15 protein-coding genes and 5 pseudogenes are annotated in these 22,389 nt (G+C 72.2%); 13 read left to right on the top strand and 7 right to left on the bottom strand.

Annotated elements, in window-relative coordinates; all coding sequences use genetic code 11:
- Positions 1 to 9 precede the first annotated feature (9 nt).
- Positions 10 to 1,349: pseudogene (gene eccD / locus BJF83_RS09200) on the bottom strand (type VII secretion integral membrane protein EccD).
- A gap of 272 nt (positions 1,350 to 1,621) precedes the next feature.
- Here eccD and eccCa point away from each other — a divergent pair.
- Positions 1,622 to 5,528, top strand: a pseudogene (gene eccCa / locus BJF83_RS09195) (type VII secretion protein EccCa).
- A gap of 40 nt (positions 5,529 to 5,568) precedes the next feature.
- Here eccCa and BJF83_RS09190 read toward each other — a convergent pair.
- A complete protein-coding gene (locus tag BJF83_RS09190; RefSeq protein WP_262391423.1) occupies positions 5,569 to 5,904 on the bottom strand; it encodes a DoxX family protein in 336 nt (111 codons plus the stop codon).
- A 128-nt stretch (positions 5,905 to 6,032) separates the two neighbouring features.
- Between BJF83_RS09190 and BJF83_RS09185 the strand changes: the two genes are divergently transcribed.
- From BJF83_RS09185 to BJF83_RS09155, 7 genes are all read left to right on the top strand, one after another.
- Positions 6,033 to 6,923: a LysR family transcriptional regulator gene (locus BJF83_RS09185; RefSeq protein ID WP_075925961.1), complete on the top strand. Its 891-nt coding sequence runs from the start codon at positions 6,033 to 6,035 to the stop codon at positions 6,921 to 6,923.
- Positions 6,924 to 7,050: 127 nt separating this feature from the next.
- On the top strand, positions 7,051 to 8,157 hold the full coding sequence (locus tag BJF83_RS09180) for a hypothetical protein (protein ID WP_075925960.1): 1,107 nt from the start codon (positions 7,051 to 7,053) through the stop codon (positions 8,155 to 8,157).
- Between the two features lie 110 nt (positions 8,158 to 8,267).
- Positions 8,268 to 8,456, top strand: a complete 189-nt coding sequence (locus tag BJF83_RS09175) for a hypothetical protein (RefSeq protein ID WP_143831841.1) — start codon at positions 8,268 to 8,270, stop codon at positions 8,454 to 8,456.
- Positions 8,457 to 8,635: 179 nt separating this feature from the next.
- Positions 8,636 to 8,974 carry a hypothetical protein gene (locus tag BJF83_RS09170; protein ID WP_075925958.1) on the top strand — a complete coding sequence of 113 codons (339 nt, stop codon included), beginning with the start codon at positions 8,636 to 8,638 and terminating at the stop codon, positions 8,972 to 8,974.
- A 33-nt stretch (positions 8,975 to 9,007) separates the two neighbouring features.
- Positions 9,008 to 9,301, top strand: coding sequence for a WXG100 family type VII secretion target (locus BJF83_RS09165; protein ID WP_075925957.1), 294 nt, complete (start codon positions 9,008 to 9,010; stop codon positions 9,299 to 9,301).
- A 14-nt stretch (positions 9,302 to 9,315) separates the two neighbouring features.
- A complete protein-coding gene (locus BJF83_RS09160) occupies positions 9,316 to 9,663 on the top strand; it encodes a hypothetical protein (protein WP_075925956.1) in 348 nt (115 codons plus the stop codon).
- 83 nt (positions 9,664 to 9,746) lie between these two features.
- Positions 9,747 to 11,816 carry a protein kinase gene (locus BJF83_RS09155; protein WP_075925955.1) on the top strand — a complete coding sequence of 690 codons (2,070 nt, stop codon included), beginning with the start codon at positions 9,747 to 9,749 and terminating at the stop codon, positions 11,814 to 11,816.
- A gap of 493 nt (positions 11,817 to 12,309) precedes the next feature.
- On the opposite strand, the pseudogene BJF83_RS09150 reads toward BJF83_RS09155, so the two are convergent.
- From BJF83_RS09150 to BJF83_RS09135, 4 genes and pseudogenes are all read right to left on the bottom strand, one after another.
- Positions 12,310 to 13,690: pseudogene (locus tag BJF83_RS09150) on the bottom strand (dihydrolipoamide acetyltransferase family protein).
- A 13-nt stretch (positions 13,691 to 13,703) separates the two neighbouring features.
- Positions 13,704 to 14,683, bottom strand: a pseudogene (locus BJF83_RS09145) (alpha-ketoacid dehydrogenase subunit beta).
- A gap of 3 nt (positions 14,684 to 14,686) precedes the next feature.
- A complete protein-coding gene (pdhA, locus tag BJF83_RS09140; RefSeq protein ID WP_075925954.1) occupies positions 14,687 to 15,802 on the bottom strand; it encodes a pyruvate dehydrogenase (acetyl-transferring) E1 component subunit alpha in 1,116 nt (371 codons plus the stop codon).
- 405 nt (positions 15,803 to 16,207) lie between these two features.
- Positions 16,208 to 16,819: a sigma-70 family RNA polymerase sigma factor gene (locus tag BJF83_RS09135; protein ID WP_075925953.1), complete on the bottom strand. Its 612-nt coding sequence runs from the start codon at positions 16,817 to 16,819 to the stop codon at positions 16,208 to 16,210.
- Positions 16,820 to 17,102: 283 nt separating this feature from the next.
- On the opposite strand from BJF83_RS09135, the gene purS reads away from it, so the two are divergent.
- The 5 genes and pseudogenes from purS to purL all read left to right on the top strand — a co-directional run bounded on the left by purS (position 17,103) and on the right by purL (position 21,902).
- On the top strand, positions 17,103 to 17,345 hold the full coding sequence (gene purS, locus BJF83_RS09130; protein ID WP_075925952.1) for a phosphoribosylformylglycinamidine synthase subunit PurS: 243 nt from the start codon (positions 17,103 to 17,105) through the stop codon (positions 17,343 to 17,345).
- Between the two features lie 155 nt (positions 17,346 to 17,500).
- A complete protein-coding gene (locus tag BJF83_RS09125) occupies positions 17,501 to 17,977 on the top strand; it encodes an ATP-binding protein (RefSeq protein ID WP_075925951.1) in 477 nt (158 codons plus the stop codon).
- Between the two features lie 301 nt (positions 17,978 to 18,278).
- Positions 18,279 to 18,974: a phosphoribosylformylglycinamidine synthase subunit PurQ gene (purQ, locus tag BJF83_RS09120; RefSeq protein ID WP_075925984.1), complete on the top strand. Its 696-nt coding sequence runs from the start codon at positions 18,279 to 18,281 to the stop codon at positions 18,972 to 18,974.
- A 40-nt stretch (positions 18,975 to 19,014) separates the two neighbouring features.
- Positions 19,015 to 19,539, top strand: a complete 525-nt coding sequence (locus tag BJF83_RS09115) for a hypothetical protein (protein WP_075925950.1) — start codon at positions 19,015 to 19,017, stop codon at positions 19,537 to 19,539.
- A gap of 69 nt (positions 19,540 to 19,608) precedes the next feature.
- A pseudogene (gene purL, locus BJF83_RS09110) lies at positions 19,609 to 21,902 on the top strand (phosphoribosylformylglycinamidine synthase subunit PurL).
- 123 nt (positions 21,903 to 22,025) lie between these two features.
- On the opposite strand, the gene BJF83_RS09105 reads toward purL, so the two are convergent.
- Positions 22,026 to 22,253 (bottom strand): hypothetical protein, encoded by a 228-nt coding sequence (locus BJF83_RS09105; protein WP_143831840.1) that lies wholly within the window; start codon positions 22,251 to 22,253, stop codon positions 22,026 to 22,028.
- Positions 22,254 to 22,389: the final 136 nt, after the last annotated feature.

Below are 22,389 nucleotides of genomic sequence, written 5' to 3'. Positions count from 1 at the left end.
GCGCCCCGGTCACGCGACCCCGGACATCCGCGCGACGAACGCGAACAGACCCGCCCCCCAGGCGAAGACCGCGCACAACGCGATGATCACCACCACCTCGGCCCAGTTGAGCAGGCGGCGCAGCGACGCGCGCGGGACGTCGGCCAGGCGCACCCAGCTCAGCACGCCCAGCACCATGCACGCCGACAGGACCGCCACCGGCAGCCACGGACCCAGCACCGGGTACACCCCGATCGCCGCCACGCCCGTGGCCCCGAGGCCCAGCACGCCCGCGAGCCGCAGCGGCAGCACGTGCCGGATCCGGTCGAACAGCCGCGAGCGCATCACCAGCAGCACCGACAGCAGACCGCCCAGGAGCAGGTCCGGCGGCCCCTCGGCCATGAAGGCCAGCAGCACCGTGACCGCGCCGCCGCTCAGCGCGGCGCCCAACACGATGCCCAGCAGCAGCCGGTCGCTGTTGGTGAAGGTCTCATCGAACCGTTCCGTGGCGACCTGGCCCGAGCGCCCGACCTCGTAGTCGAGCCCGGACAGCCCGCCCATCACCATGGCCACCCGTGGAAGCGCGCCGACGCACAGGGCCAGGGCGAATCCCATGGCGCGGACACCCTGCACCGGATCCACGAACGCGCCGACCCCGACCAGTACCGCCGCCGTCACCGCGATCACGCCCAGCGCGGCGATGTAGGCCAGCCCCGTCTCGTGCAGCGCCCAACCGACCCCGGCCACCAGGAGGGCGCCGGTCAGGGCGAACGCCGACGTCACCAGGCGTCGGCGTCGGTCAACAGCCGCGCCGCGAGCACGGTGGTCACCGCTCCCCAGACGCAGGCCGCGGCGAACAGGACGTGGGCGACCGCGGGCAGGGGGCGGCGGGCGGCGAGGAGCATGGCCGCGATGGTGAAGAGGGTGCCGACGCTCGCCACACCCAGGTGACCGACCGACGGGCGCAGCCACATCATCCACGCCAGCATCGCCAAGGGGCCGATTCCGGCCACCAGGAGGCCGAAGGAGAGCGTCGTGGCCGGATTCCAGATCCGGGCGGTCTCGTCGACCCGGTCCTCCACGGCGCCGCGCACGTCGTCCACGTGCGCGGGTCGGCTGGGCGCGGTCCGCCGGTCGAGCACGAGGACGTCGCCGTCGTAGACCCCCGCGCTCTCCAACGGTTCCTCCAACCGCACGGGGGAGCCGTCGACGGTGGTCAGGGACCAGTGGGCGGGTTCGGTGCCCTCCTCCCGAGGAGCGCACACCTCCACGATCCGGGGCATCAGCGTCGCCACGGGCACGCTGCCGGGCAGTGCCAGGTCGGCCCAGCGGTCCGGTCCGGTGACGGTGACCCGACAGTATCCACTCACACGCATGATTCCCTTGCCGTCGTCCTAGGGGGTCGTCTCCGCTCGGGGGTACAGACCGACGCGAATTAGGCGATTCGCTGCGTTCGCGAGATCATTCCTAGCGTAGTCACCCAGACACCCATCCCCCGTAGGCGGACGGAAAGAGATCACTGTGGCGACGAGACCGGTCCCCCGCCCCGCCCGCAGCGTCCCGACTGCCCCGGAACACCCCCCTGGTCATCGCGACCCCGCCGCAGATGCCGGAGAACCCTCCCGCCTCCAGTTCGGGCGCGATGATCATCATGCCGATCATCACCGGCTCCGGTTCGCTGCTGATGTCGATCACCATGGGGCACCGCCCCCTGATGGCGGTGGCGGGCGCATGATCATGATGGCGAGCGTGGTCGTCGGCATCATCATGTTCGTCGCCCAGCACAACGGGCCGCGCAAGCGCATCCGGGAACAGCGGGAACGCTACGTCGACTACCTCGACCAGCTGCGCGAGATCGTCCGGGACGTGGCCGCCACGCAGCGCGCCGACAGCGCGTTCCGCCACCCCGCCCCGGAGCTGCTGACCGAACCGGCGCGCTCGCGGGCCCGCCGGTGGGAGCGCCGGGCCGCCGATCCCGACTTCCTGGACGTGCGCGCCGGTTCGGGGACCCGGCCGCTGGCCCGTGCGCTCAAGCTCCGGGTGGACAACTCCAACCCGCTCATCGTCTACGACCCCGTCTGCCAGGGGGCCGCCGACCAGCTCATCGAGCTGTACGGGGACGTGCCGGAGATGCCGCTGGTCGTCCCGCTGCGGGAGTACGGCGTGGTGTCGGTCGTCGGCGACCGCGAGGCCGGGCGCGGGCTGGCGCGCGCGATGATCGCCCAGTTGGCGACCTTCCACTCACCGCACGACCTGCAGATCGGCGTGGTCCGCGACCAGCGGCTGCGCCCTTGGTGGGAATGGCTCAAGTGGCTGCCGCACAACACCTACGACGAGGCCCAGGACGGCCCGATGCCCGCCCGGCTGGTGGCCGGGAACAGCGTACAGATCGCCGAGCTGCTGTCCGAGGAGATCGAACGCCGCACGGTGGACCTCCAGCGGCGGCGCGGCAGGCCGCCGGGTCCGGGCACGCGGCGCCTGGTCGTGGTGCTCGACGGCGAGCACCAGTCGACGCTGTCCGGCCTGCACGCCGAACCGCCCGTGACCTCCCTGTCCGACCTGGGCATCCACGTCATCGCCCTGGTGGCCGACCGGCGCGAGGAGCCGGAGGCCGTCGACCTGCGGCTGACGGTCGACGCCGACGGGAACCTCTCCGAGGACACCGAGAACCCAGGCGCGGCCGAGGAGCCGGCGCACACCCCGATCGCGGGCCGGGCCGACCGTTCGAGCGTCGCCCACCTGACGCACCTGGCGCGCTCCCTGGCCCCGTACGGGATCGCGGTGACCGGCTCCGACGACGCGATGCACGACACCGTCGGGCTGCCGGAGATCCTCGGTGTCCCCGACGTCGCGCAGCTGGACACGCGGCGGACCTGGCGCAGGCGCAGCACCGGCGACTACCTTCGGGTGCCGATCGGGATCGGGCCGAGCGGCAACACGGTACTGCTGGATTTGAAGGAGTCGGCCTTCGGCGGCATGGGACCGCACGGCCTGGTGGTCGGCGCGACCGGTTCGGGCAAGTCGGAGATGCTGCGGACGATGGTGGCCTCGCTGGTCATCAACCACGCGCCGGAGAACCTGGCGCTGCTGCTGGTGGACTTCAAGGGCGGCGCGACGTTCGCGGACACCGACCGGCTGCCGCACAGCGCCGGGCTCATCACCAACCTCGCCGACGACGACGGCCTGGTCACGCGGTTCCGCGAGGCGACCTTCGGTGAGCTGGTCCGGCGCCAGCAGATCCTGAAGAACGCGGGCAACCTGCCCAACCTGCACGCCTACGAGGCGGCGCGCGAGACCGATCCGGGGCTGGAGCCGCTGCCGCACCTGCTCATCATCATCGACGAGTTCTCCGAGCTGCTGACCGCCCACCCGGACTTCGCGGAGCTGTTCGTGGCGATCGGCCGGATCGGCCGGTCGATCGGGGTGCACCTGCTGCTGGCCACCCAGCGTCTGGAGTCGGGCAAGATCAAGGGCCTGGAATCCCACCTGTCCTACCGGGTCGGCCTGCGGACGTTCTCCGAGGCGGAGAGCCGGGAGGCGATCGGGGTCGGCGACGCCTACCACCTGCCGCCCGAGCCCGGCTCCGGCTACCTCAAGGTCGACACCTCCGTCTTCGAGCGGTTCAAGGCCGCCATGGTCTCCCAGCCCTACGAACCGCCCCAGCGGGAGGAGAGGGACGAGCACGAACCCGTCCTGCCGCTGCTGTCCTACAACGGGCTGGCGAAGGTGACGGGCGCGGGTTCGCTGGTGGACGCGCTCATGGGCTCGGTCAGATCGCAGGAGGAGAAGCGGCCCAAGCGGGAGCAGCGGACCACCCTCCAGGTGACCGTGGACCGGCTGGTGGCCTCGGGCGCGAGCGGGTGCGGCCGGTGTGGCTGCCTCCGCTGCCGGAGCTGCTCACCCTCGACACGGTGCTGGCCGACCTCGGAGAGGCCGACGACCCGGATGGCGAGGGCATCGAGCCAGACCCGGCCGAGGTCAGGGCGGTCATCGGCCTCACCGACATTCCGCGCGAGCAGCGGGTGATCCCGACGCGGCTGGACTTCACCGGCGGCGAGGGCAACATCGTCGTCCTGGGCGGGCCGCAGTCCGGCAAGTCGACGCTGCTGCGGACGATCATCGCCAGCCTGGCGTGGCGGTACCCGCCCGGCCGGGTCGGGGTGTACGCGATCGACTTCGGCGGCGGCGCGCTCCAGGCGATGGACGAACTGCCGCACGTCGCGGGGGTGGCGGGCCGGGCGGACCCCGAGCGGGTACAGCGGATCCTCACCGACGTGTCGGGGCACCTGGACCGGCGGCAGCGGGTGTTCCGCAAGCACAAGCTGGACTCCCCGGCCGCGCTGCGCCAGGCGCGGGCCGAGGGGAGGGTGCCCGCGAGCGTGGTGGGCGACCTGTTCCTCATCGTCGACGGGTGGTCGGCGGTCCGGGACTCCTTGGACACCGCTGACGACGTCCTCATGGACATCGCGACGCGCGGGCCGTCCCTGGGCGTGCACACGATCCTGACGGGCGCGGCGTCGTCGCAGATCAGGTCCCGGTTGCAGGCGCTGTTCGGCGGGCGCTTCGAGCTACGGCTCAGCGACCCGATGGACTCGGGGATCGGGCGCAAGGTCGCCGAGGAGATCCCGAAGGACATCCCCGGCCGCGGTCTGACCTCGGAGGAGCACCACACGCACGTGGCGCTGCCGCGGGTGGACGGCACGGCCGACGACGAGGACGTGACCGACGGGATCCGCGATCTGGTCACGCGGGTCCGGGAGCGCTGGCCGCACAAGGCAGTGCAGGGCGTCCGCACACTGCCCCAACGGGTGGAGCTCGACGAGCTGCTCAAGGGACGCAAGAGCGGCAAGGGTCGGATGCGCGAACTGGTGCTGGGCATGGCGGAGAGTTCGCTCGCCCCGGTCACGACCGACCTCGACCGGGACCCGCACCTGGTGGTGTTCGGCGACCCGCAGACCGGCAAGTCGACGCTGCTGCGCGGGCTGGTCAAGCAGATCGCGCGGCGGCCGGCCGACGAACTGGGCATCGTCATGGTGGACTTTCGGCGCTCGCACCTGGAACTGGTGCCGGAGGACCACCTGCTGGCGTACTGCACCACGGCGGAGCAGACCAAGGCCGTCGCGGACAACCTGGCGGGGTCGCTGAAGCAGCGCCTGCCGGGACCGGACGTGACCCCGAGGCAGTTGCGGGAGCGCAGCTGGTGGAAGGGCCTGGACCTGTACGTCGTGGTCGACGACATGGACATGATCGCCTCGCGCAGCAACCCGCTCGCGCCGCTGGCGCCGTACATCCCGCAGGGCGCCGACCTGGGACTGCACGTCATCGCGGCCCGGCGCACGGGCGGCACGGCGCGGGCGATGTTCGAGCCGGTGCTCCAGGCGTTGAACGACATGGCCACGCCGGGCCTGCTGTTCTCGGGTGACCGGATGGAGGGGCGTCTGGCCAACGGCGTGGCCTCCACGTCGCTGCCCCAGGGCCGTGCGCGGCTGGCGCTGCGCGGGAAGCGGCCCGACCTGGTGCAGATCGGCTGGAGCGACCCGCCGGCCTAGCCGCGCGGGGGTGGCCGGGACGGGCCGCCCCCAACGCGACTCAGACCATCAGGGCGAGGACCAGGGACGCCACCGCCAGCGCCAGGAAGGAGCCGGCGAAGTAAAGGTTGTACAGGACCCGGACCCGCACGTGGGCGGCGACGGCGCCGACGTAGAAGAGGACGAGTCCCGCCGCCGCGGCCTCCCCGACGAGCGGCGCCCCCAGGAGTCCGAGGACGAGACCGGCGATCCCGACCACCTTGACCGCCCCGAGCGGCCGGACCGACCAGCGCGGCAACCCCACCTCCGTCGCGTTGGCCACGACGAAGCGCGCCTCGACCAGGTCCAACGCCGCCGCCGCGACGTTGGCCGCGATCGTGACCACTGTGACAACCACGTACGCGATGAACACGCCCGTCCCCCATTCGACTCGTGCCGCCCCCGCCGTCCGTTCCACCGGGGGTGCCTCCACCCTCACCTCGTCCGTTCCGGCCCGTCCAATACCCGCATCAATAACCTGAGGGCATGGACGTCGACACACGGCTGCTGCGCTACTTCACCGCCGTCGCCGAGGAGGGCAACCTGACGCGCGCCGCCGAGCGGCTGTACGTGTCCCAACCGGCGCTGACCAAACAGATCCGGCGGCTGGAACAGCTCCTCGGAGTCCAGCTCTTCACCCGTTCCCGCACCGGCATGGCGCTCACCGAGCCGGGTCGCGCCCTCGCGGAGCGGGCGCCGTCCGTCCTCTCGGCGTGGGACCGCGCCCTGAGCGGAACCCGCGCGGTGGCGAGCAGGTCCGCCCGGGTGCTACGGGTCGGCTTCGTGGCCAGCGCCGCCAACGAGGCCACCCAGGCCATCATCGCGGCCTTCTCGGAACTGCGTCCCGGCTGGCGGGTCGACCTGCGCCAGGCCTCCTGGGCCGATCCCTCCGCCGGGCTGGCCGACGGAGTCGTCGACGCCGCGCTCCTGCGGCTCCCGTTCCCCGGCCAGGCGAAGCTGTGCGTGGAACCGCTGTTCAGCGAGGCTCGCTGGGTGGCGCTCCCCTCGGCGCACCCGCTCGCCGCGCGCGAGGTCGTGGACCTCGCGGACCTGCGGGACGAGCCGTTCGTCGCCGCTCCGCCCGAGACCGGGGCCTGGCGCGACTTCTGGCTCGCGTCCGACGAACGGCAGGGCCGCCCCGTCCGGATCGGCGCGGTCACCGAGCACCCCGACGACTGGCTCACCGCGATCGCCAACGGCTACGGTGTCGCGCTCGCCCCGGAGTCCGCCGCGCGCTTCTACTCCCGCCCCGGCGTCACCTACCGCCCCGTCCGCGGCCTCTCCCCGAGCGGCGTCGGCGTCGCGTGGTCGCCCGCCGACGACACCGATCCCGTGATCCGGGACTTCGTCCGGTGCTGCCTGGAGCGGGCGTCGTGAACACCGCGCCCCGTGGCCGACTCCGGCCGCGGCGCCCACACCACCCCCGGGTAGGTGGAACCATGGGAAGTCCGAGTTGGTCCCACTTGTGGCGACTCCACCGTTCTCTCCCCCGAAAGGCAGATTCGTGCGGCGTTCCCTCGCCCTCATGTCGGCCGTGTGCCTGATGGCCGTCAGCGCCTGCGATGACTCGTCCACGGGCTCGGACGACCCGCCGGAGACGGTGGAGGACATCGCCGAGCAGGGACTCACGGGGCTCGCTCTGCTGCACCGCGGATACGAGGGCGCGGACCCGGAGACCGACCAGGTCCTGGTGTTCCACGACCCGGCGACCGGCCAGCCCGTCCACGAAGTCGGCCTGCCCGAGGGCGCGGTGGACCCCATGGCGTCGTCCGTGCCGGTGCACGCCCAGTTCTCCGCGGACTGGCGTTTCTTCGCCTACGCCACCGCCGATCCGTCGACGGTCACCGTGGCCGCTCTGACCGACCCCGAGGACGTCGGCGCGGCGGAGCGGATCTCCTACCGGCCGGTCGAGTCGGTCGCCGCGGCGCCGGGCGAGGAGCTGTCGCGCCCGGTCATCCACGGAGAGCGGCTCTGGTACGTCTCCGACGACCCGCAGGACGGGCAGCCGCCCCGGGTGATGTCGGTGCCCCTGGACGCGCCCGGCGGCACGCCCAACCAGGAGGGCACGCTCCCGCTCGGCGACTACCAGGTTCCGAGCGACTGGGCGCTCACACCGGCGGGTGAACTCCACATCCGCGACAGCGTCCGGACCGAGCAGATGACCGGAGCGAACGGCGGGGCCCTGGTGGTCCGGCGCACCGGCGGCACCGTGGTGAACGCGTCCCTCACCACCGGCGGAGAGCAGTGGCAGACCTACGACGACGCCCTGGTCTGGGGAGAGGGCGGCGCCGTGCTGGGCTCCGCCCCCACCGAAGCCGAACCGCTGGGGGGCGCCTACCTCGTGCGCGTGGAGGGCCAGGCGTTCACCGCGACGCGGCTGCTGGAGGAGGGCGGCCCGGTGCTCCAGCACGCGCCGTCGCAGGAGCGCGACGCGGTCCTGCTCCAGACGGAGGAGGCGTGGTTCCGCGTCGACCTGGCGGAGGACGGGGTGGCCGGAACGGAGGAGGTCTTTCCCCGGTTCCACGACGCGTCCATGGCCGGGTATCCGCTCGTGGTCCGGTGGGCCGCCCGCCCACCGGAGGACGCGCCGAGCGCCGGCCCCTCCGACTGACCGCCGGGTCGGCGTACCTCGACGGAACGGAGAAGGCATGCACCCGAACGGAATCAGCCCATGCCCCACCGGTCCCGCGACGGGGTGCCCGCCGCCTCAGGACCATGGGCGTGCCCGGGATGTTCGCCTTCCTGAACGGCATGGCGCTCACGAACATGGTCCTCTACGACAGGACCGCGCTCGGGCTCGCGTTCGCCCTGATGAACCAGGTTGTCCTGGCCCTGATTCTCGCGACGCCGCCCCAACCGCGACAGACGTGGAGCGACCACCGGCTGACGTGCGGACGTGATCCGCAATGAATGTCAGCACATTGGCCGAATCCGGCCGTAATGTCGCGAAGGGTGCGTGAGCATTGACCCACTGATGACATCCTTACTATCGTCCGTAATCTCCCCATCCTCCCGTGTCACGTCCACGAACACCGTGCCCGCGGAGGATGGGCGCACCGCACAGTTCCCCTCGCGCAGGAAGGGTTCAGATGTCCCAGCACGCTGGTCTCGAAAACGTCAACACACTCTCGACGGGCGGTGAGAACCTCGCCCAGGAGTCCGACGGACTCCGCACCCAGATGAACCAGCTCATCCAGGACATGTCCAACGACGGCGACGCGCTCCAGGGCCAGGCACTGCACGATTTCCGCGCGGCCCGCAACGCGCTCACCGAACGGTTCGACGAGCTCATGACCTGGTGCTCCCAGAACGGGATCAAGCTGACCGAGGGGCAGCAGCAGTTCAACATCACCGACGCCGATTCCGCGGCCGACCTCGCACAGGCCGGAAACGACCTCGGCGGCCTCGCCCGCCCCGTCAACGCCTGACCCCCCACCCTCCGCGCAGAAAGACGAACAGTCATGGGCAATCAGTTCGACGTCTACGGCAATGTCGGTCAACTGGAGGGTCTGGCCTCCGACCAACAGGCGCACCTGGCCCGCTTCACCGCGATCATGAGCCAGATCAACGAGCAGTCCGAGAACACCGTCAACCAGTGGGAGGGCTCCGGCAGCCCGCAGTTCCAGGCCAAGGCCCAGGAGTTCGACGCCCAGTTCGCCGAGGTGAACGCCGCCTTCTCGAAGATGATCGCCGCGACCGGCGACACCGCGGACAAGTACTCCCGTCTGACCCGCTACCTGGACAGCCTGTTCTAGTAGGCTGATCGCCGATGTCCTCCCCCACACCGCCCCGACCCGCCCCAGCGGACCCGGACCCCCAGCTCCCCGAGGCGTTCCACTACACGCCCGACGAGGAGAAGTACGTCCTCCAGGCGGACGCTCTGCGCCACCGCCAACTGCGGTCGGCTCTGCTGTACGGGTCCAGCCGTTACTGGCGGCGTCGGCAGCAGGTGTGGCCGGCGGTGATCGGCGGTCTCATCCTCACCGCCCTGATCTGCGCGGTCATCGCCCTCATCGGAGCGTTCGGCCGCCAGCAGGAGGTCAACGAGGAGCGCGGGTTCGGCACCCTTGGGCAGCAGATGGTCCAGGAGCCCGCGTTCGAGGCTCCGCCGCCGTAGGGACCGCGACCGACCGCGTCACCATCCCCCGCGCCTGACCGCAGGGGCCTCCACCACGAACACCGCAAGGGGGTCGCTCACTCTTGTCCGGCTCCGAACACGCCGTATGGGCGCCCGGATACGAGCCGTCCGCGGTGCTGCGCCGGGGGCGCCGTGCCAGGATCGTGCGTGCGACGCGTTCGACCAGTGGCGCCGACGTCGTGCTCAAGGTCCTGCCCGCCGCCCAGGGGCGCGCGGAGCTCGACCGGTTGCGCGACCTCAGCGGCGTGCCCGGCGTGGTGCCGCTGCTGGACGCGGGCACCACGGCCGAAGGTGAGCTCTTCGTGGTGCTGCCGTTCTACGCGGACGGTTCCTTCGCCGACATGCTCGCGCGCAGGGGGCCGGCTCCCATCCAGGAGGCGGCCGCGGTCGCCCGCGGCGCGGCGGCGGCCCTGGGCGCCATGCACGGCCGGGGTCTGGTGCACAACGACGTCAGTCCGGGCAATGTCCTGAGGGCGGGCCGTACCCCGGTCCTGACGGGTTTCGGCTCCGTTCACCCGACCGGTACGGCCGTGCCCCCGCCGCCGCCCGGGTCGGAGTCGTTCCTGCACGCGCCCCCGGAGGCGCTGCGCGGCGAGCCGCGAACGCCCGCCTCGGACGTGTACCAGCTCGCGTCGACGATCTGGACGATGCTCGTCGGCCGGACCCCCTTCGCGTCCGAGGAGGGGTTCGACGCCCAGGCGTACGCCCGACGGGTGCTGACCGAGGACGCCCAGCCGGTCGGCCGCCAGGACGTCTCCCGCAAGCTCCGCGGCGTGCTGACGCGTGCCCTGGCCAAGTCCCCGAACGAGCGCCACGACAGCGCCGCGGAGTTCGCCGCCGCGTTCGAACAGGCACGCACGTCGCGGCCCGCGACGACCGTTTCCGGTGCGAGCGGCGCCCAGGCGCCGCTGACCGGTGCGTCAGCCAGTCCGTACGGGGCGCCCAGCGGGGCGCAGCCGCCCCCGACCGCCGTGATGCCGGCCGCCGATCCGGCGACGGCCCCGCACACCGCACCCGGCGGCGAGCGGGCTGCCCACGCGCCGTACCCGGCCGCGGCCCCCTCGGGCCCGCACCCGCCGATGCCGGGACCGCAGGCGCCCCCTGGGCCGCCCCATAGCGACCGGGCCCCCCAGGAACACCTACCCGCCCCGCCGTACGCGGCCCCGTCCGGCACGGGGCCGCACGGCTCGTCCGCAACCCCGTCGGCCCCGCTCAACGCCCCGCTGTGGCCGGGGCCCCAGCCAGGCGAACCCGCGCGGCCGACCGCCCCGGCAGCGTCCCAGCGGCGCGGAGAAGCCCGCCCGAGCCCCGACGAGCGGCACGGCGGCCGACCGCCCGCCGCCGACGCGGGCGGCACCGCCGAGATCATGATGGCCAAGCTGCGCGGCGAGGAGATCTCGCCCCTGCTCGCCTGGTCGCGCGTGGAGGGCTGGAGCGGCACGGCCGAGTCCGGCCGCCTGCCTGACGACGGCGCCGCGACCGCCCGCGACGAGAGCCCCGCGTGGGCGGATCTCGACCGCCCGGACCCGGCCCAGGTCCGCTGGCGCAAGAACCTCCACCTCGCCGCGAGCGTGGGCGGGATCCTCCTGCTCACCTCCGTCTGCGGGGCCTTCGCGTCCGTCGGCCCCCAGAACCCGGCCCCGGCCCTCTCGGCCGCCGCCGGACCGGAGGAACCCGCCGCCGAACCGAGCGCGGGAGCGGACGAGCTGGCCGAGGACGCCGACGACGCGGCGGCGATGGTGGAACCGACCGTCCCGGAGGCGGTCGGCGCCCCCACGGACGTGCTCCTGGAGGACTCGCTGGACACCGTGCGGCTCAGCTGGACCGACACCAGCGGCGGCGCCGTGCCCTTCTTCGTCGTCGGCGGTCGCCAGAACCACGAACCCGCGACCCTCGCCCGGACCGGGGCCGGTGCGACCTCCGCGCAGATCACCACCGCCGACACCTACGGCGAGTACTGCTTCACCGTGGTGGCCGTCGAGGGTTCCGCCTCCGCCGCCGAGGAGGTGTGCACGGCTCGCGCGGCGGCGCGAGCCGAGGCCGCCGCGGCCGAGGAGGAGGCAGCCGAGGAGGAGCGGGAGGAGGACGCCGAGCCCTCGGAGGCCCCGAGCCCGGACGCCGACGAGGAGTGATCCACCGCCGCCGGTACGAGCACGCGTCCCGCCCCGGTGCGACCCGCGCCGTGTCGCGGTTTCGTCCGAGGAGCGCCGATCGTCCGGGGTGAACGTGGGAACGCCGCCGTGGGCGGGACCACGACACACCGGTCGGCGTCCGCTATGGCCTGGCATGGCCGCTCCGTCGGACCTCGGGGAACCGAAAGGGACCGCGCGTCATGTGTCGGTCAACGCCCACCCGGGAACACCCCAATGGAGGGGTCCGTCCCTCTCCCCCTTGGGGGACGGACCCCCTTGGTGTACCCGCGCCCGGCTCCGGGGGACGCCTCAGGGCCCGATGGGCCCGTCTCGTCGCGGACACGATGCGGACCCTCCGCACCCGCCGACGAGCCCCGGTGGCGGGAAGCCCGGGCGCGTCGGAAGAGCTTGGCACGTGAACGAACGCCGAAGCGGGCCGGGGGCGTACCACCCCCGGCCCGCTTCCGTGATCCATGCCCCGAGGGGCAACCGTCTACCCCCAGGCGAGCGCGGTCAGCTCGGGCTCCTCCAGCGCGGTGCCGATGTCCCGCAGCACCTTGGAGCCAAGCTCGCCGTCGACCAGCCGGTGGTCGAAGGACAGCGACAGCGTCGTCACCTTGCGGATCGCCAGTTCGCCCCCGTGCACCCACGGCATGTCGCGGATCTGCCCGAAGGCCAGGATCGCGGCCTCCCCCGGGTTGATGATCGGGGTGCCCGCGTCCACGCCGAACACGCCGACGTTGGTGATCGTGACCGTCCCCTGCGACATGTCCGCCGGGCTCGTCCTGCCCGCCCGCGCGGTGTCGGTCAGCTCCTTCAGGGCCGCGGCCAGCTCGGGCAGGGTCTTGGCGTCGGCGTCCTTGACGTTGGGCACCACCAGTCCCCGGTCGGTGGCGGCGGCGATTCCCAGGTTCACGTAGTCCTTGACCACGATCTCCTGGTTCTCCTCGTCCCAGGACGCGTTGATCTCCGGGTTCCGGCGGATCGCCATGAGCAGCGCCTTGGCGACCAGCAGCAGCGGCGAGACACGCACGTCGGCGAAGTCGGGACGCTCCCGCAGCCGCGCGATCGCCTCCATCGTCCGGGTGACGTCCACCTGGAGGAACTCGGTGACGTGCGGCGCCGTGAACGCGCTGCCGACCATCGCGGCGGCGGTGTGCTTGCGCACCCCCTTGACCGGGATCCGCCGCTCACGGGCGGCCCGGTCCCCGGTGACGGCCGGAGCCGCCACCGCCGGAGCGGCCGACGCCTCGGCGGGCTCCACCGCGGCCCGCACGTCCTCGCGGGTCACGACCCCGCCGGGACCCGTCGCGTCACCGACGCCAGGTCCACACCGAGGTCGCGCGCCAGCTTGCGCACCGGGGGTTTGGCCAGCGGACGCCACCGGCGGGAGCCGCCGGCGGGGCGGGAGCGACCGGAGCCGCCGCGGCGGGCCTCGGCGCGGTCGGCGACACCGGAGCCGACGGGGTCGGACGCCGACGGGCGCGGCGCTGGGTGGCGGCGACCCTCTCTCCGTAGCCCACCAGCGGCTTCTCGCGCTCCTCGGTCTCCTCGACCGCGGCCGGCGTCGCCGCGGGGGCCTGCGCCTCGGCCGGGCCCCCGCTGCCGTCGTCGACGGTGATGATCACCGTGCCGACGTCGACCGTCTGACCCTCCTCGACCAGTAGCTCGCGCACGGTGCCCGCGAACGGGCTGGGCAGCTCGACCACGGCCTTGGCCGTCTCGATCTCGCAGATGTTCTGGTTGACGGTGATCTCGTCACCGGGCTTGACGTACCAGGTGAGCAGTTCGGCCTCGACCAGCCCCTCACCGACGTCGGGCAGCTTGAACGACTGCACGCCGCCACTGGCGGGTGCGTTCCTCTGAATCCCCATGTCTCCAGTTCCCCTAGTACGCGAACGCCCGGTCCACACCGTCAAGAACCCGGTCGAGGTCTGGAAGATAGTGCTCCTCCAGCCTGGACTGAGGGTAGGGGGTGTCGAAGGCGGCGACACGAATCACCGGCGATTCCAGGTGGTAGAAACACTCCTCGGTGACCCGGGCGGCGATCTCCGCGCCGGGGCCGCCGCTGAGCGGGGCCTCGTGCGCCACGACCAGGCGACCGGTGCGCCGCACCGAGTCCACGATGGTCGGGTAGTCCACCGGGGACAGCGACCGCACGTCGACGACCTCGATCGAGTGGTCGGTGTCGGCCTCGGCCGCCTGAAGCGCGGTCTTGACCATCGGCCCGTACGCCAGCAGGGTCACGTCCGTGCCGCGGCGGGCGATCCGGGCTGACCCCAGCGGGGTCGCCTCCTCGATCGGCGCCTCGGTGTCGACCTCGGCCTTCTCGTAGTAGCGCCGCTTGGGCTCCAGGAAGATCACCGGGTCGTCGGAGCGGACGGCCTGCTGGATCATCCAGTAGGCGTCCTCGGGGTTGGCGACCGTGACCACCCGGAGCCGGCCGTGTGGGTGAAGTACGCCTCCGGGGACTCGCTGTGGTGCTCCACCGCGCCGATGCCGCCACCGTAGGGGATGCGCATGACGACGGGGACGCTGAGCTTGCCGGCGGACCGGCGCCGCATCTTGGCGAGCTGGGTGAAGGTCTGGTTGGCGGCCGGGAAGAAGAAGCCGTCGAACTGGATCTCCACCACCGGGCGGTACCCGCGCAGGGCCATGCCGATGGCGGTGCCGACGATGCCGGACTCGGCCAGCGGGGTGTCGATCACCCGGTCGGCGCCGAAGTCCTTGTACAGCCCGTCGGTGACCCGGAAGACACCGCCGAGGCGCCCGACGTCCTCGCCCATGACCAGGACCTTGGGGTCGTGCTCCATGGCGGCGCGCAGGCCGGCGTTGATCGCCTTGCCGATCGTGAGGTTGGTTCCCATGGCCTAGCGGCCCCCTTCCGCGCCGGCGCCCTCGAAGGACGCGAGGTAGTCGGCGAACTCGGACCGCTGCTGGTCGATGTGGACGTTCGGTTCGGCGTAGACCTCGTGGAAGATCTCCAGCGGCTCGGGGTCGGGCAGCGCCCGGCACTCCGCGCGCACCCGCTCGCCGATGGCGTCGGCCTCCTCCTCGACCGCGGCGAAGAACGCGTCGTCGGCCATCCCGGAGCCCTCCAGGTAGCGGCGCAGGCGCAGGATCGGGTCCTTGGCCTTCCACTCGTCCAGCTCGGCGGTGGAGCGGTACCGGGTGGGGTCGTCGTTGGTGGTGTGGGCGCCCATCCGGTAGGTGAACGCCTCCACGAGCGTGGGCCCGTTGCCCTCGCGCGCGTTGGTCAGGGCGGCGCGGGTGACCGCGAGGCAGGCCAGCACGTCGTTGCCGTCCACGCGCACGCCCGGGAAACCGAACCCGGCGGCGCGGCGGAAGATGGGCGCGCGGGCCTGGCGCTCCAGGGGCTCGGAGATGGCCCACTGGTTGTTCTGGCAGAAGAAGACCACGGGGGCGTTGTTCACCGACGCGAAGTTGAACGCCTCGTTGGTGTCGCCCTGGCTGGTGGCGCCGTCACCGAAGTAGGCGATGACCGCGGAGCCGTCCTCCCCGACGGCGCCGTCGCGCTGGATGCCCATGGCGTAGCCGGTGGCGTGCAGGGCCTGGCTGCCGATGACGATCGTGTACAGGTGCAGGCCGTGTTCGTGGGGGTCCCAGCCGCCGTTGGTGACGCCGCGGAACATGCCCAGCAGTTGCTTGGGCTCGATGCCCCGGCACCAGGCGACGCCGTGCTCGCGGTAGGAGGGGAAGGCCATGTCGCCGTCGCGCATAGCCCGGCCGGACCCGATCTGCGCGGCTTCCTGGCCGAGCAGGGAGGCCCACAGCCCCAGCTCGCCCTGCCGTTGGAGGGACACGGCCTCACTGTCGACCCTGCGGACGAGCACCAGGTCCCGGTACAGGTCGCGGATCTCGTCGGCACCGATGTCCAGGGGGTAGTCGGGGTGCGCGGTGAACTCCCCTTCGGGTGTCAGGAGCTGGACAAGCTCCGGTTCTGCGTGTTCGGTGGTGTCCGACACGTCGCTCCTCGGATTCTCGGGGCCGGGTTCGCGCGGGTGAACGCTGATCGGCCTAATCAAGGTCCGCTCACCCGGGGTGGTGGGCGCAGCGGACAGCCCTCACCACATCGTGACAGAACTCACCATGTGGTGCGCAAGTCCTCAGCGTCACCTTTTAACCTGTCCGCCCCATCATCCTGAACCAGCGCACATACGCAACTACCAGGGCTTCCTAGCAATTACAAGGACTTCCAACAACGTTGCGGACCCCGGTCGGCCACAGACCGGAAACGCCCGGACGCTCGGGTTCGAGGCCGTCCGGGCGTGACGCGTCATGGCTTGGCGACTACGGAGAGAGACGGGGCGGGGTCGCGCGGGGTGGGCGCGGGGGCGAGAGGGCCGTGCGGCTCCGGGGAGCGGGAGGGCTCAGGCGGGCACGCGCATGCCGCGCTCGCGGCCGTAGTCGGCGAGCATCTCGCGGAGCTGGCGACGGGCCCTGTGCAGCCGGGACATCACGGTGCCGAGCGGGGTCCCCATGCGGGCGGCGACCTCCTTGTAGGCGTAGCCCTCGATGTCGACCAGGTAGATGACCTCCTGGAACTCCTCCGGCAGCCGCGCGAGCGCGAGCTTGATGTCGGAGTCGGGCAGGTGGTCGAGAACCTCGGTCTCGGCCGAGCGCATGCCGGACGAGGTGTGCGCCTCGGCTGCGGCGAGCTGCCAGTCCTTGATCTCGTCGGTGGTCTCCTGGCGCGGTTCGCGCTGCTTCTTGCGGTAGGAGTTGATGAAGGTGTTGGTCAGGATCCGGTAGAGCCAGGCCCTCAGATTGGTGCCCGCTCGGAACTGGTGAAAATTGGCGAAGGCCTTGGCGAATGTCTCCTGGACGAGGTCCTCCGCGTCGGCCGGGTTGCGGGTCATCCGCAGGGCCGTGGGGTAGAGCTGGTCGGCGAACGGTGTCACCGCGGCGGCGAAGTCCAGGGTCCGCCCCTCATCGCGGTTCTCACCGGTCGTGGAGGTCTGGTCCGCTGCGATAGTCGTCAAGATTCCCCCTCAGGACGACCGGACGATCACTTCCACTCTGGTAGACGCCACCACACGCTTCCAATGATGACATCTATCGTGGTGATACGAGTCACGGAGTCATCGAAAGCGTCCCCAGCACGGGTAAGCATGCGGTCAAGAACCAGCGTGGCTCCTGGCCGGAACGCGGTCGCGGGCCCACGTGCCATACGCTGGCGTCGCCCGCTCCGAGCGGCTTGGAGAGGCGCCCGCCCACCCCGTGGCGGGCGAGTGCGGCACACCCACATTTCTTCTGGAGGACGCTGTGGCCCGCGTCGTTGTTGACGTCATGCTCAAGCCCGAGATCCTGGACCCCCAGGGTCAGGCCATCGCCGGCGCCTGCTCCCGGCTGGGCTTCGAGGGGGTCGAGCGGGTCCGGCAGGGCAAGCGCTTCGAGGTCGAGGTGGAGGGCGAGGTCGACGACGCCAAGCTCGCCGACGTGCGACGTCTGGCCGAGACCCTGCTCGCCAACACCGTCATCGAGGACTTCGAGGTCCGCGTCCACTGACCCGACCGCCGGGCGGACGCCACGCCAGGCGTGTCCGGAATTGGCCAGCCGCGCCCCGTATCGGGCGCGGCTGTTCGTTTTGCGGCAACCCGGCTCGGGAACGTTCCTTAACGTGCTGGCCCGGTAACCGATCACGGAGCACGAGAGGTGTACGCATGGACGCCGTTTTCTCGATATCGCTCCCCCGACAGGCGTACACGGTGTCCGTCGTCCGCGATGTCCTCAGCACCCTCCTCCGGCGGGCCGGACTGTGCCGGGACTGCGCCGACGACGTCGTCCTCGCCACCTCCGAAGCCTGCGCCAACGCCATCGAGCACGCCGGATCCGGCCACGACTACCGGGTCGAGGCCGATCTCGACGCCGACCTGTGCGAGCTGAGGATCTCCCACAACGGCGGGGCTCCGGGCGACGCGGCCCCGCCCCGCGGATTCCTGCGGGACCACGTGCCTCTGCCCCGGCTCTCCGCCGAATCCGGCAGGGGCATATTCCTGATGCGCTGTCTCATGGACGAGGTGGCCTTCCGGACCGCCCCCAGGTCCACGGTGCTCCTGCGCAAGCACCTCGCGGCCTGCGACCGGCACGGCGGCCCCGGAGGCGCACCCGCCCCCAGGCACGACTTCGCGGCCCTCTGAGGCGCCCCGCGCCCCGGCGGACCCGTCGGGGCGCCCGCGAATCCTCCCGCGCGCCGTGGCGCACACCGGCGCTGTCGGGTCGCACACTCCGACCCCGCGTCCGAGCACCGGGATTGGGAGGATCACACAGGCCACGGGTCCGGAACCGGGGTGAGCGTCGTACCCGACCACAGGCGAGCGGGTACGCTGCGAGGTGCGGACACGCCGTTCCGGCGACGGGCCGGCGTCCGCGGACTCCCCGCCCGACCACCCGTCCTCCCGCACAGGCGGGACGCGACACACAATGACCCGGAGTGTGCTCATGACAGCCCGTGTGGGCGTCGTCACCTTCCCCGGCTCCCTCGACGACAAGGACGCCGCCCGCGCCGTCGGGCTGGCCGGCGCCGAGCCCGTCCCGCTCTGGCACGCCGACGCCGATCTCAAAGGCGTGGACGCCGTCGTCCTCCCCGGCGGCTTCTCCTACGGCGACTACCTGCGCTGCGGCGCCATCGCGCGGTTCGCCCCGCTGATGTCCGAACTCGTTCCGGCCGCCCGCTCGGGCGCGCTGCCGGTGCTCGGCATCTGCAACGGCTTCCAGATCCTGTGCGAGAGCCACCTCCTGCCCGGCGCGCTCACCCGCAACTCCTCGCTCCGCTTCGTCAACCGCGACCAGGCGCTGCGCGTGGAGTCCGCCGACACGGCCTGGACCGGCGACTACGCCGAGGGCCAGGAGATCCTCGTGGTCCTCAAGAGCGGTGAGGGCAGCTACGTCGCCGACGAGGAGACCCTGGACGAGCTGGAGGCGACCGGGCGGGTCGTGGTCCGCTACGCGGGCGGCAGCCCCAACGGATCGCGCCGCGACATCGCCGGGATCGCCAACGAACACGGAAACGTCGTCGGCCTCATGCCGCACCCCGAGCACGCCGTCGAAGCGCTGACCGGGCCCTCCACCGACGGACTGGGTTTCTTCACCTCGGTCCTCAGCCGCCTGACGGCCGGAACCCCGGCACACGCCTGACCCGACCGACCCGCACACGGACAGGGAGACGATCCTCACGATGATGGAGTTCCTGCGCTCCCGCCGATTCAAGATCGCGCTGGCCTCGGTGGTCGTGGTCGGTCTGGTCGTCTCCGGGGCACTCGGACTCTTCCAGGCCCTGCGCGCCCCGACGCCCCCGGCCCCGGTCCAGACCCCCGATCCGGGGGCGGCCCAGAACCAGGAACGGTCGGAGGCGCCGGACGTCGACGCACTGGGCGACCCCCCGGAGGGGCTGTCCTACGTCTCCGGGGACGCGGACGTGCGCTGCTCCATCGCCGAGTGCGTGCGCCTCGTGCGGGTCGTCGCCGCCGAGGGGGAGCAGGCCCCCGGCTCCGAGGAGGCGATCGCGTCGGTCTACGACCACCTCCTGGGCGCCGACTGGGGTCAGCTGCTCCCCGAGGGCGCGCAGTCCCCGGGCGACGTGCCCCTGGGCGACACGATCCTCACCGACGGGGACGTCATGGTCACCGACTCCTCCGAGCACGACGCGCGGGACGCGACCGCGCTGCTCATGCTCGGCAACGCCAACCCTCCCGCCTCGTGACGACCCTCCGCGCCGCCCGGCGGACGCCGCGGCCCGGCTCACATCCGCACATCCCGAACGGAACCACGCATGTCTGAAGTACCTGGTCTCGACACCGTCGCCGTGGCGCTCGACACCCCGGACACCCCCCAGCCCCACGCCGAGCTGGGCATGGCCAAGGACGAGTACGAGCGGGTCCGCGAGATCCTGGGCCGCCGCCCCACCTCCTCGGAGCTGGCGATCTACTCGGTGATGTGGAGCGAGCACTGCTCGTACAAGTCCTCCAAGGTGCACCTGCGCCAGTTCGGCGAGAAGGCTCCCGAGAGCGACGCGCTGCTGGTCGGCATGGGCGAGAACGCGGGTGTGGTCGACGTGGGCGACGGTCGCGCGGTCACGTTCAAGATCGAGTCGCACAACCACCCCTCCTACGTGGAACCGCACCAGGGCGCGGCCACCGGCGTCGGCGGCATCGTCCGCGACATCCTCACCATGGGCGCCCGGCCCGTCGCGGTGATGGACGCGCTGCGGTTCGGCCCCGCCGACGCGGAGGACACCAAGCGCGTCCTGCCCGGCGTGGTGTCCGGCATCTCCTTCTACGGCAACTGCCTGGGACTGCCCAACATCGGCGGTGAGATCGGCTTCGGCCCGGGTTACCTCGGCAACCCGCTGGTCAACGCGCTGTGCGTGGGGGTGCTGCGACACGAGGACATCAAGCTCGCCCAGGCCCCCGGCCCGGGCAACAAGGTGGTCCTGTTCGGCTCCACCACCGGTCCCGACGGGATCGGCGGCGCGTCCGTGCTGGCCAGCGCCACCTTCGACGACGCCTCGCACGCCAAGCGGCCGAGCGTGCAGGTCGGCGACCCGTTCATGGAGAAGCTGCTCATCGAGTGCAGCCTGGAGCTCTACGCCCGCGACCTGGTCGTGGGCATCCAGGACCTCGGCGCCGCGGGTGTGTCCTGCGCGACCACCGAGCTGGCCGCGGGCGGAACCGGCGGCATGGACATCCAGCTCGACCGCGTCCCGCTGCGCGACCCCAGACTCACCCCCGAGGAGATCCTCATGAGTGAGTCCCAGGAGCGCATGATGGCGGTGGTCGAGCCCGCCAAGATGGACGAGTTCCTCGCCATCTGCGACAAGTGGCAGATCCTGGCCACCGAGATCGGCGAAGTGACCGAGGTGACCCCCGAGGAGGCCGAGCGCGGCGGACGCCTCGTCATGACCTGGCACGGGGAGACGGTGGTGGACATGCCCCCGCGCACCGCCTCCGACGAGGGCCCCGTCTACGAGCGGCCCTACGCCCGCCCCGCCGGGCAGGACGCGCTCCAGGCCGACGACGCAGCCGCGCTGCCCCGCCCCGCCGACGACGCCGAGCTCCGCGACCAGTTGCTCCGGGTGCTGGGCGCGCCGGGCGTGGGCGACCCCGCCTGGGTCACCCAGCAGTACGACAGCTACGTGCGGGGTGACACGGTGGTCTCGGCCCCGCACGACGCCGGGATGATCCGCGTGGCCGACGACTCGCACCGCGGCGTCGCCCTGGCCACCGACGGCAACGGCCGTTACACCCGCCTCGACCCCTACGCGGGCACGCAGGCGGCCTACGCCGAGGCCTTCCGCAACGTCGCCGCCACGGGGGCCCGCCCGCTGGCCGTCACCAACTGCCTCAACTTCGGGTCCCCCGAGGACCCGGGGGTCATGTGGCAGTTCGCCGAGGCGACGCGCGGCCTCGCGGACGCCTGCCAGCGGCTCGGCACCCCGGTGACCGGCGGCAACGTGAGCTTCTACAACCAGACCGGTGACGTGGCGATCAACCCGACGCCCGTGGTCGGCGTGCTCGGCGTGATCGACGACGTCCGCACGCGGCTGCGGTCGGCCTTCGACACCGACGGCGCCGCGGTGTTCCTGCTGGGCGAGACCCGCGCCGAGTTCGGCGGTTCGGCCTGGGCGGACGTGGTCCACGGCCACCTGGGTGGGCTGCCGCCCCGGGTGGACCTGGCCGCCGAGGCGGCGCTGGGCGAGGTGCTGGCCACCGCCGCCGACCGGGGCCTGGCAACAGCCGCGCACGACCTGTCCGACGGAGGCCTGGGGGTCGCGATCGCCGAGGCGGCGCTGCGCGGCGGCCGTGGAGTGCGCGTGGAGGTGGACGGCGACGCGTTCACCGCCCTGTTCAGCGAGTCCGGCGCCCGCGCCGTCGTGTCCGTGCTGCCCGAGCACAAGGACGCGCTCCGCGCGCTGGCCGCCGAGCACGGCGTGCCGGTCGCCGAGATCGGCGCGGTGGGCGGCGACGCCTGGTGGTCAGCCACCCGGGCGGGTCCGTGGAGGTCCCGCTGGACGAGCTGCGCACCGCCTACGAGTCCGCGCTGCCCGCCCTGATGGACGGCGTGTAGGACACGGGGCCGAACGAGCGGGGCGCCCACCGGGCGCCCCGCTCCGTCGTGTCACGGTGGAACGATCCGGCCGACGACGTCGCCGTACCTGGTGACCGCTCCCCCGCCAGCTCCGTCAGCTGCTCATCCGCCCACCCCTTCCAAGCCGTCGAGGTAGGCGAGCGCCGCCCGATTCGCCTGTGCGTCCTCGATGGGGACCGGGCGCCCCACCCCTGTGGTCTGGATCGCCTCCCGTACCCTGGCCCGCGCCTCCTCTGCGGGTTCACCATGCTTGGCGAAGTGCTCTTCGAGAGCGATGCGCGCCTCGTCCGGCCTGCCAGTATCCGTCTTCACCCGCGTCTTGTCACTCATGGTGAACTCCTGCCCCCTTGGAGTTACACCTCTACTTGGGCTCTGTCTCCATTCCGGTGGTAACGGTCGGTGAGCTCACTGCAGGAGGATGCGGTGTCGGAGCAGCGGGAACCCGGCCCGCCCGTACATCTGCCTC

Source organism: Nocardiopsis sp. CNR-923, assembly GCF_001942255.1.
In the GTDB taxonomy this organism is placed as follows: domain Bacteria; phylum Actinomycetota; class Actinomycetes; order Streptosporangiales; family Streptosporangiaceae; genus Nocardiopsis.
Note: the sequence above shows the minus strand (reverse complement) of the source record. Positions and strands in the feature narration are given on the sequence as shown.

What these genes read in the sequence shown, in the direction of transcription:
- BJF83_RS09165 (WP_075925957.1), top strand. Translation starts at nt 9,008, where the DNA reads ATGGGCAATCAGTTCGACGTCTACGGCAATGTCGGTCAACTGGAGGGT.
- BJF83_RS09125 (WP_075925951.1), top strand. Translation starts at nt 17,501, where the DNA reads ATGGACGCCGTTTTCTCGATATCGCTCCCCCGACAGGCGTACACGGTG.
- BJF83_RS09115 (WP_075925950.1), top strand. Translation starts at nt 19,015, where the DNA reads ATGATGGAGTTCCTGCGCTCCCGCCGATTCAAGATCGCGCTGGCCTCG.
- BJF83_RS09170 (WP_075925958.1), top strand. Translation starts at nt 8,636, where the DNA reads ATGTCCCAGCACGCTGGTCTCGAAAACGTCAACACACTCTCGACGGGC.
- BJF83_RS09185 (WP_075925961.1), top strand. Translation starts at nt 6,033, where the DNA reads ATGGACGTCGACACACGGCTGCTGCGCTACTTCACCGCCGTCGCCGAG.
- purQ (WP_075925984.1), top strand. Translation starts at nt 18,279, where the DNA reads ATGACAGCCCGTGTGGGCGTCGTCACCTTCCCCGGCTCCCTCGACGAC.
- BJF83_RS09105 (WP_143831840.1), bottom strand. Translation starts at nt 22,253, where the DNA reads ATGAGTGACAAGACGCGGGTGAAGACGGATACTGGCAGGCCGGACGAG.
- BJF83_RS09160 (WP_075925956.1), top strand. Translation starts at nt 9,316, where the DNA reads ATGTCCTCCCCCACACCGCCCCGACCCGCCCCAGCGGACCCGGACCCC.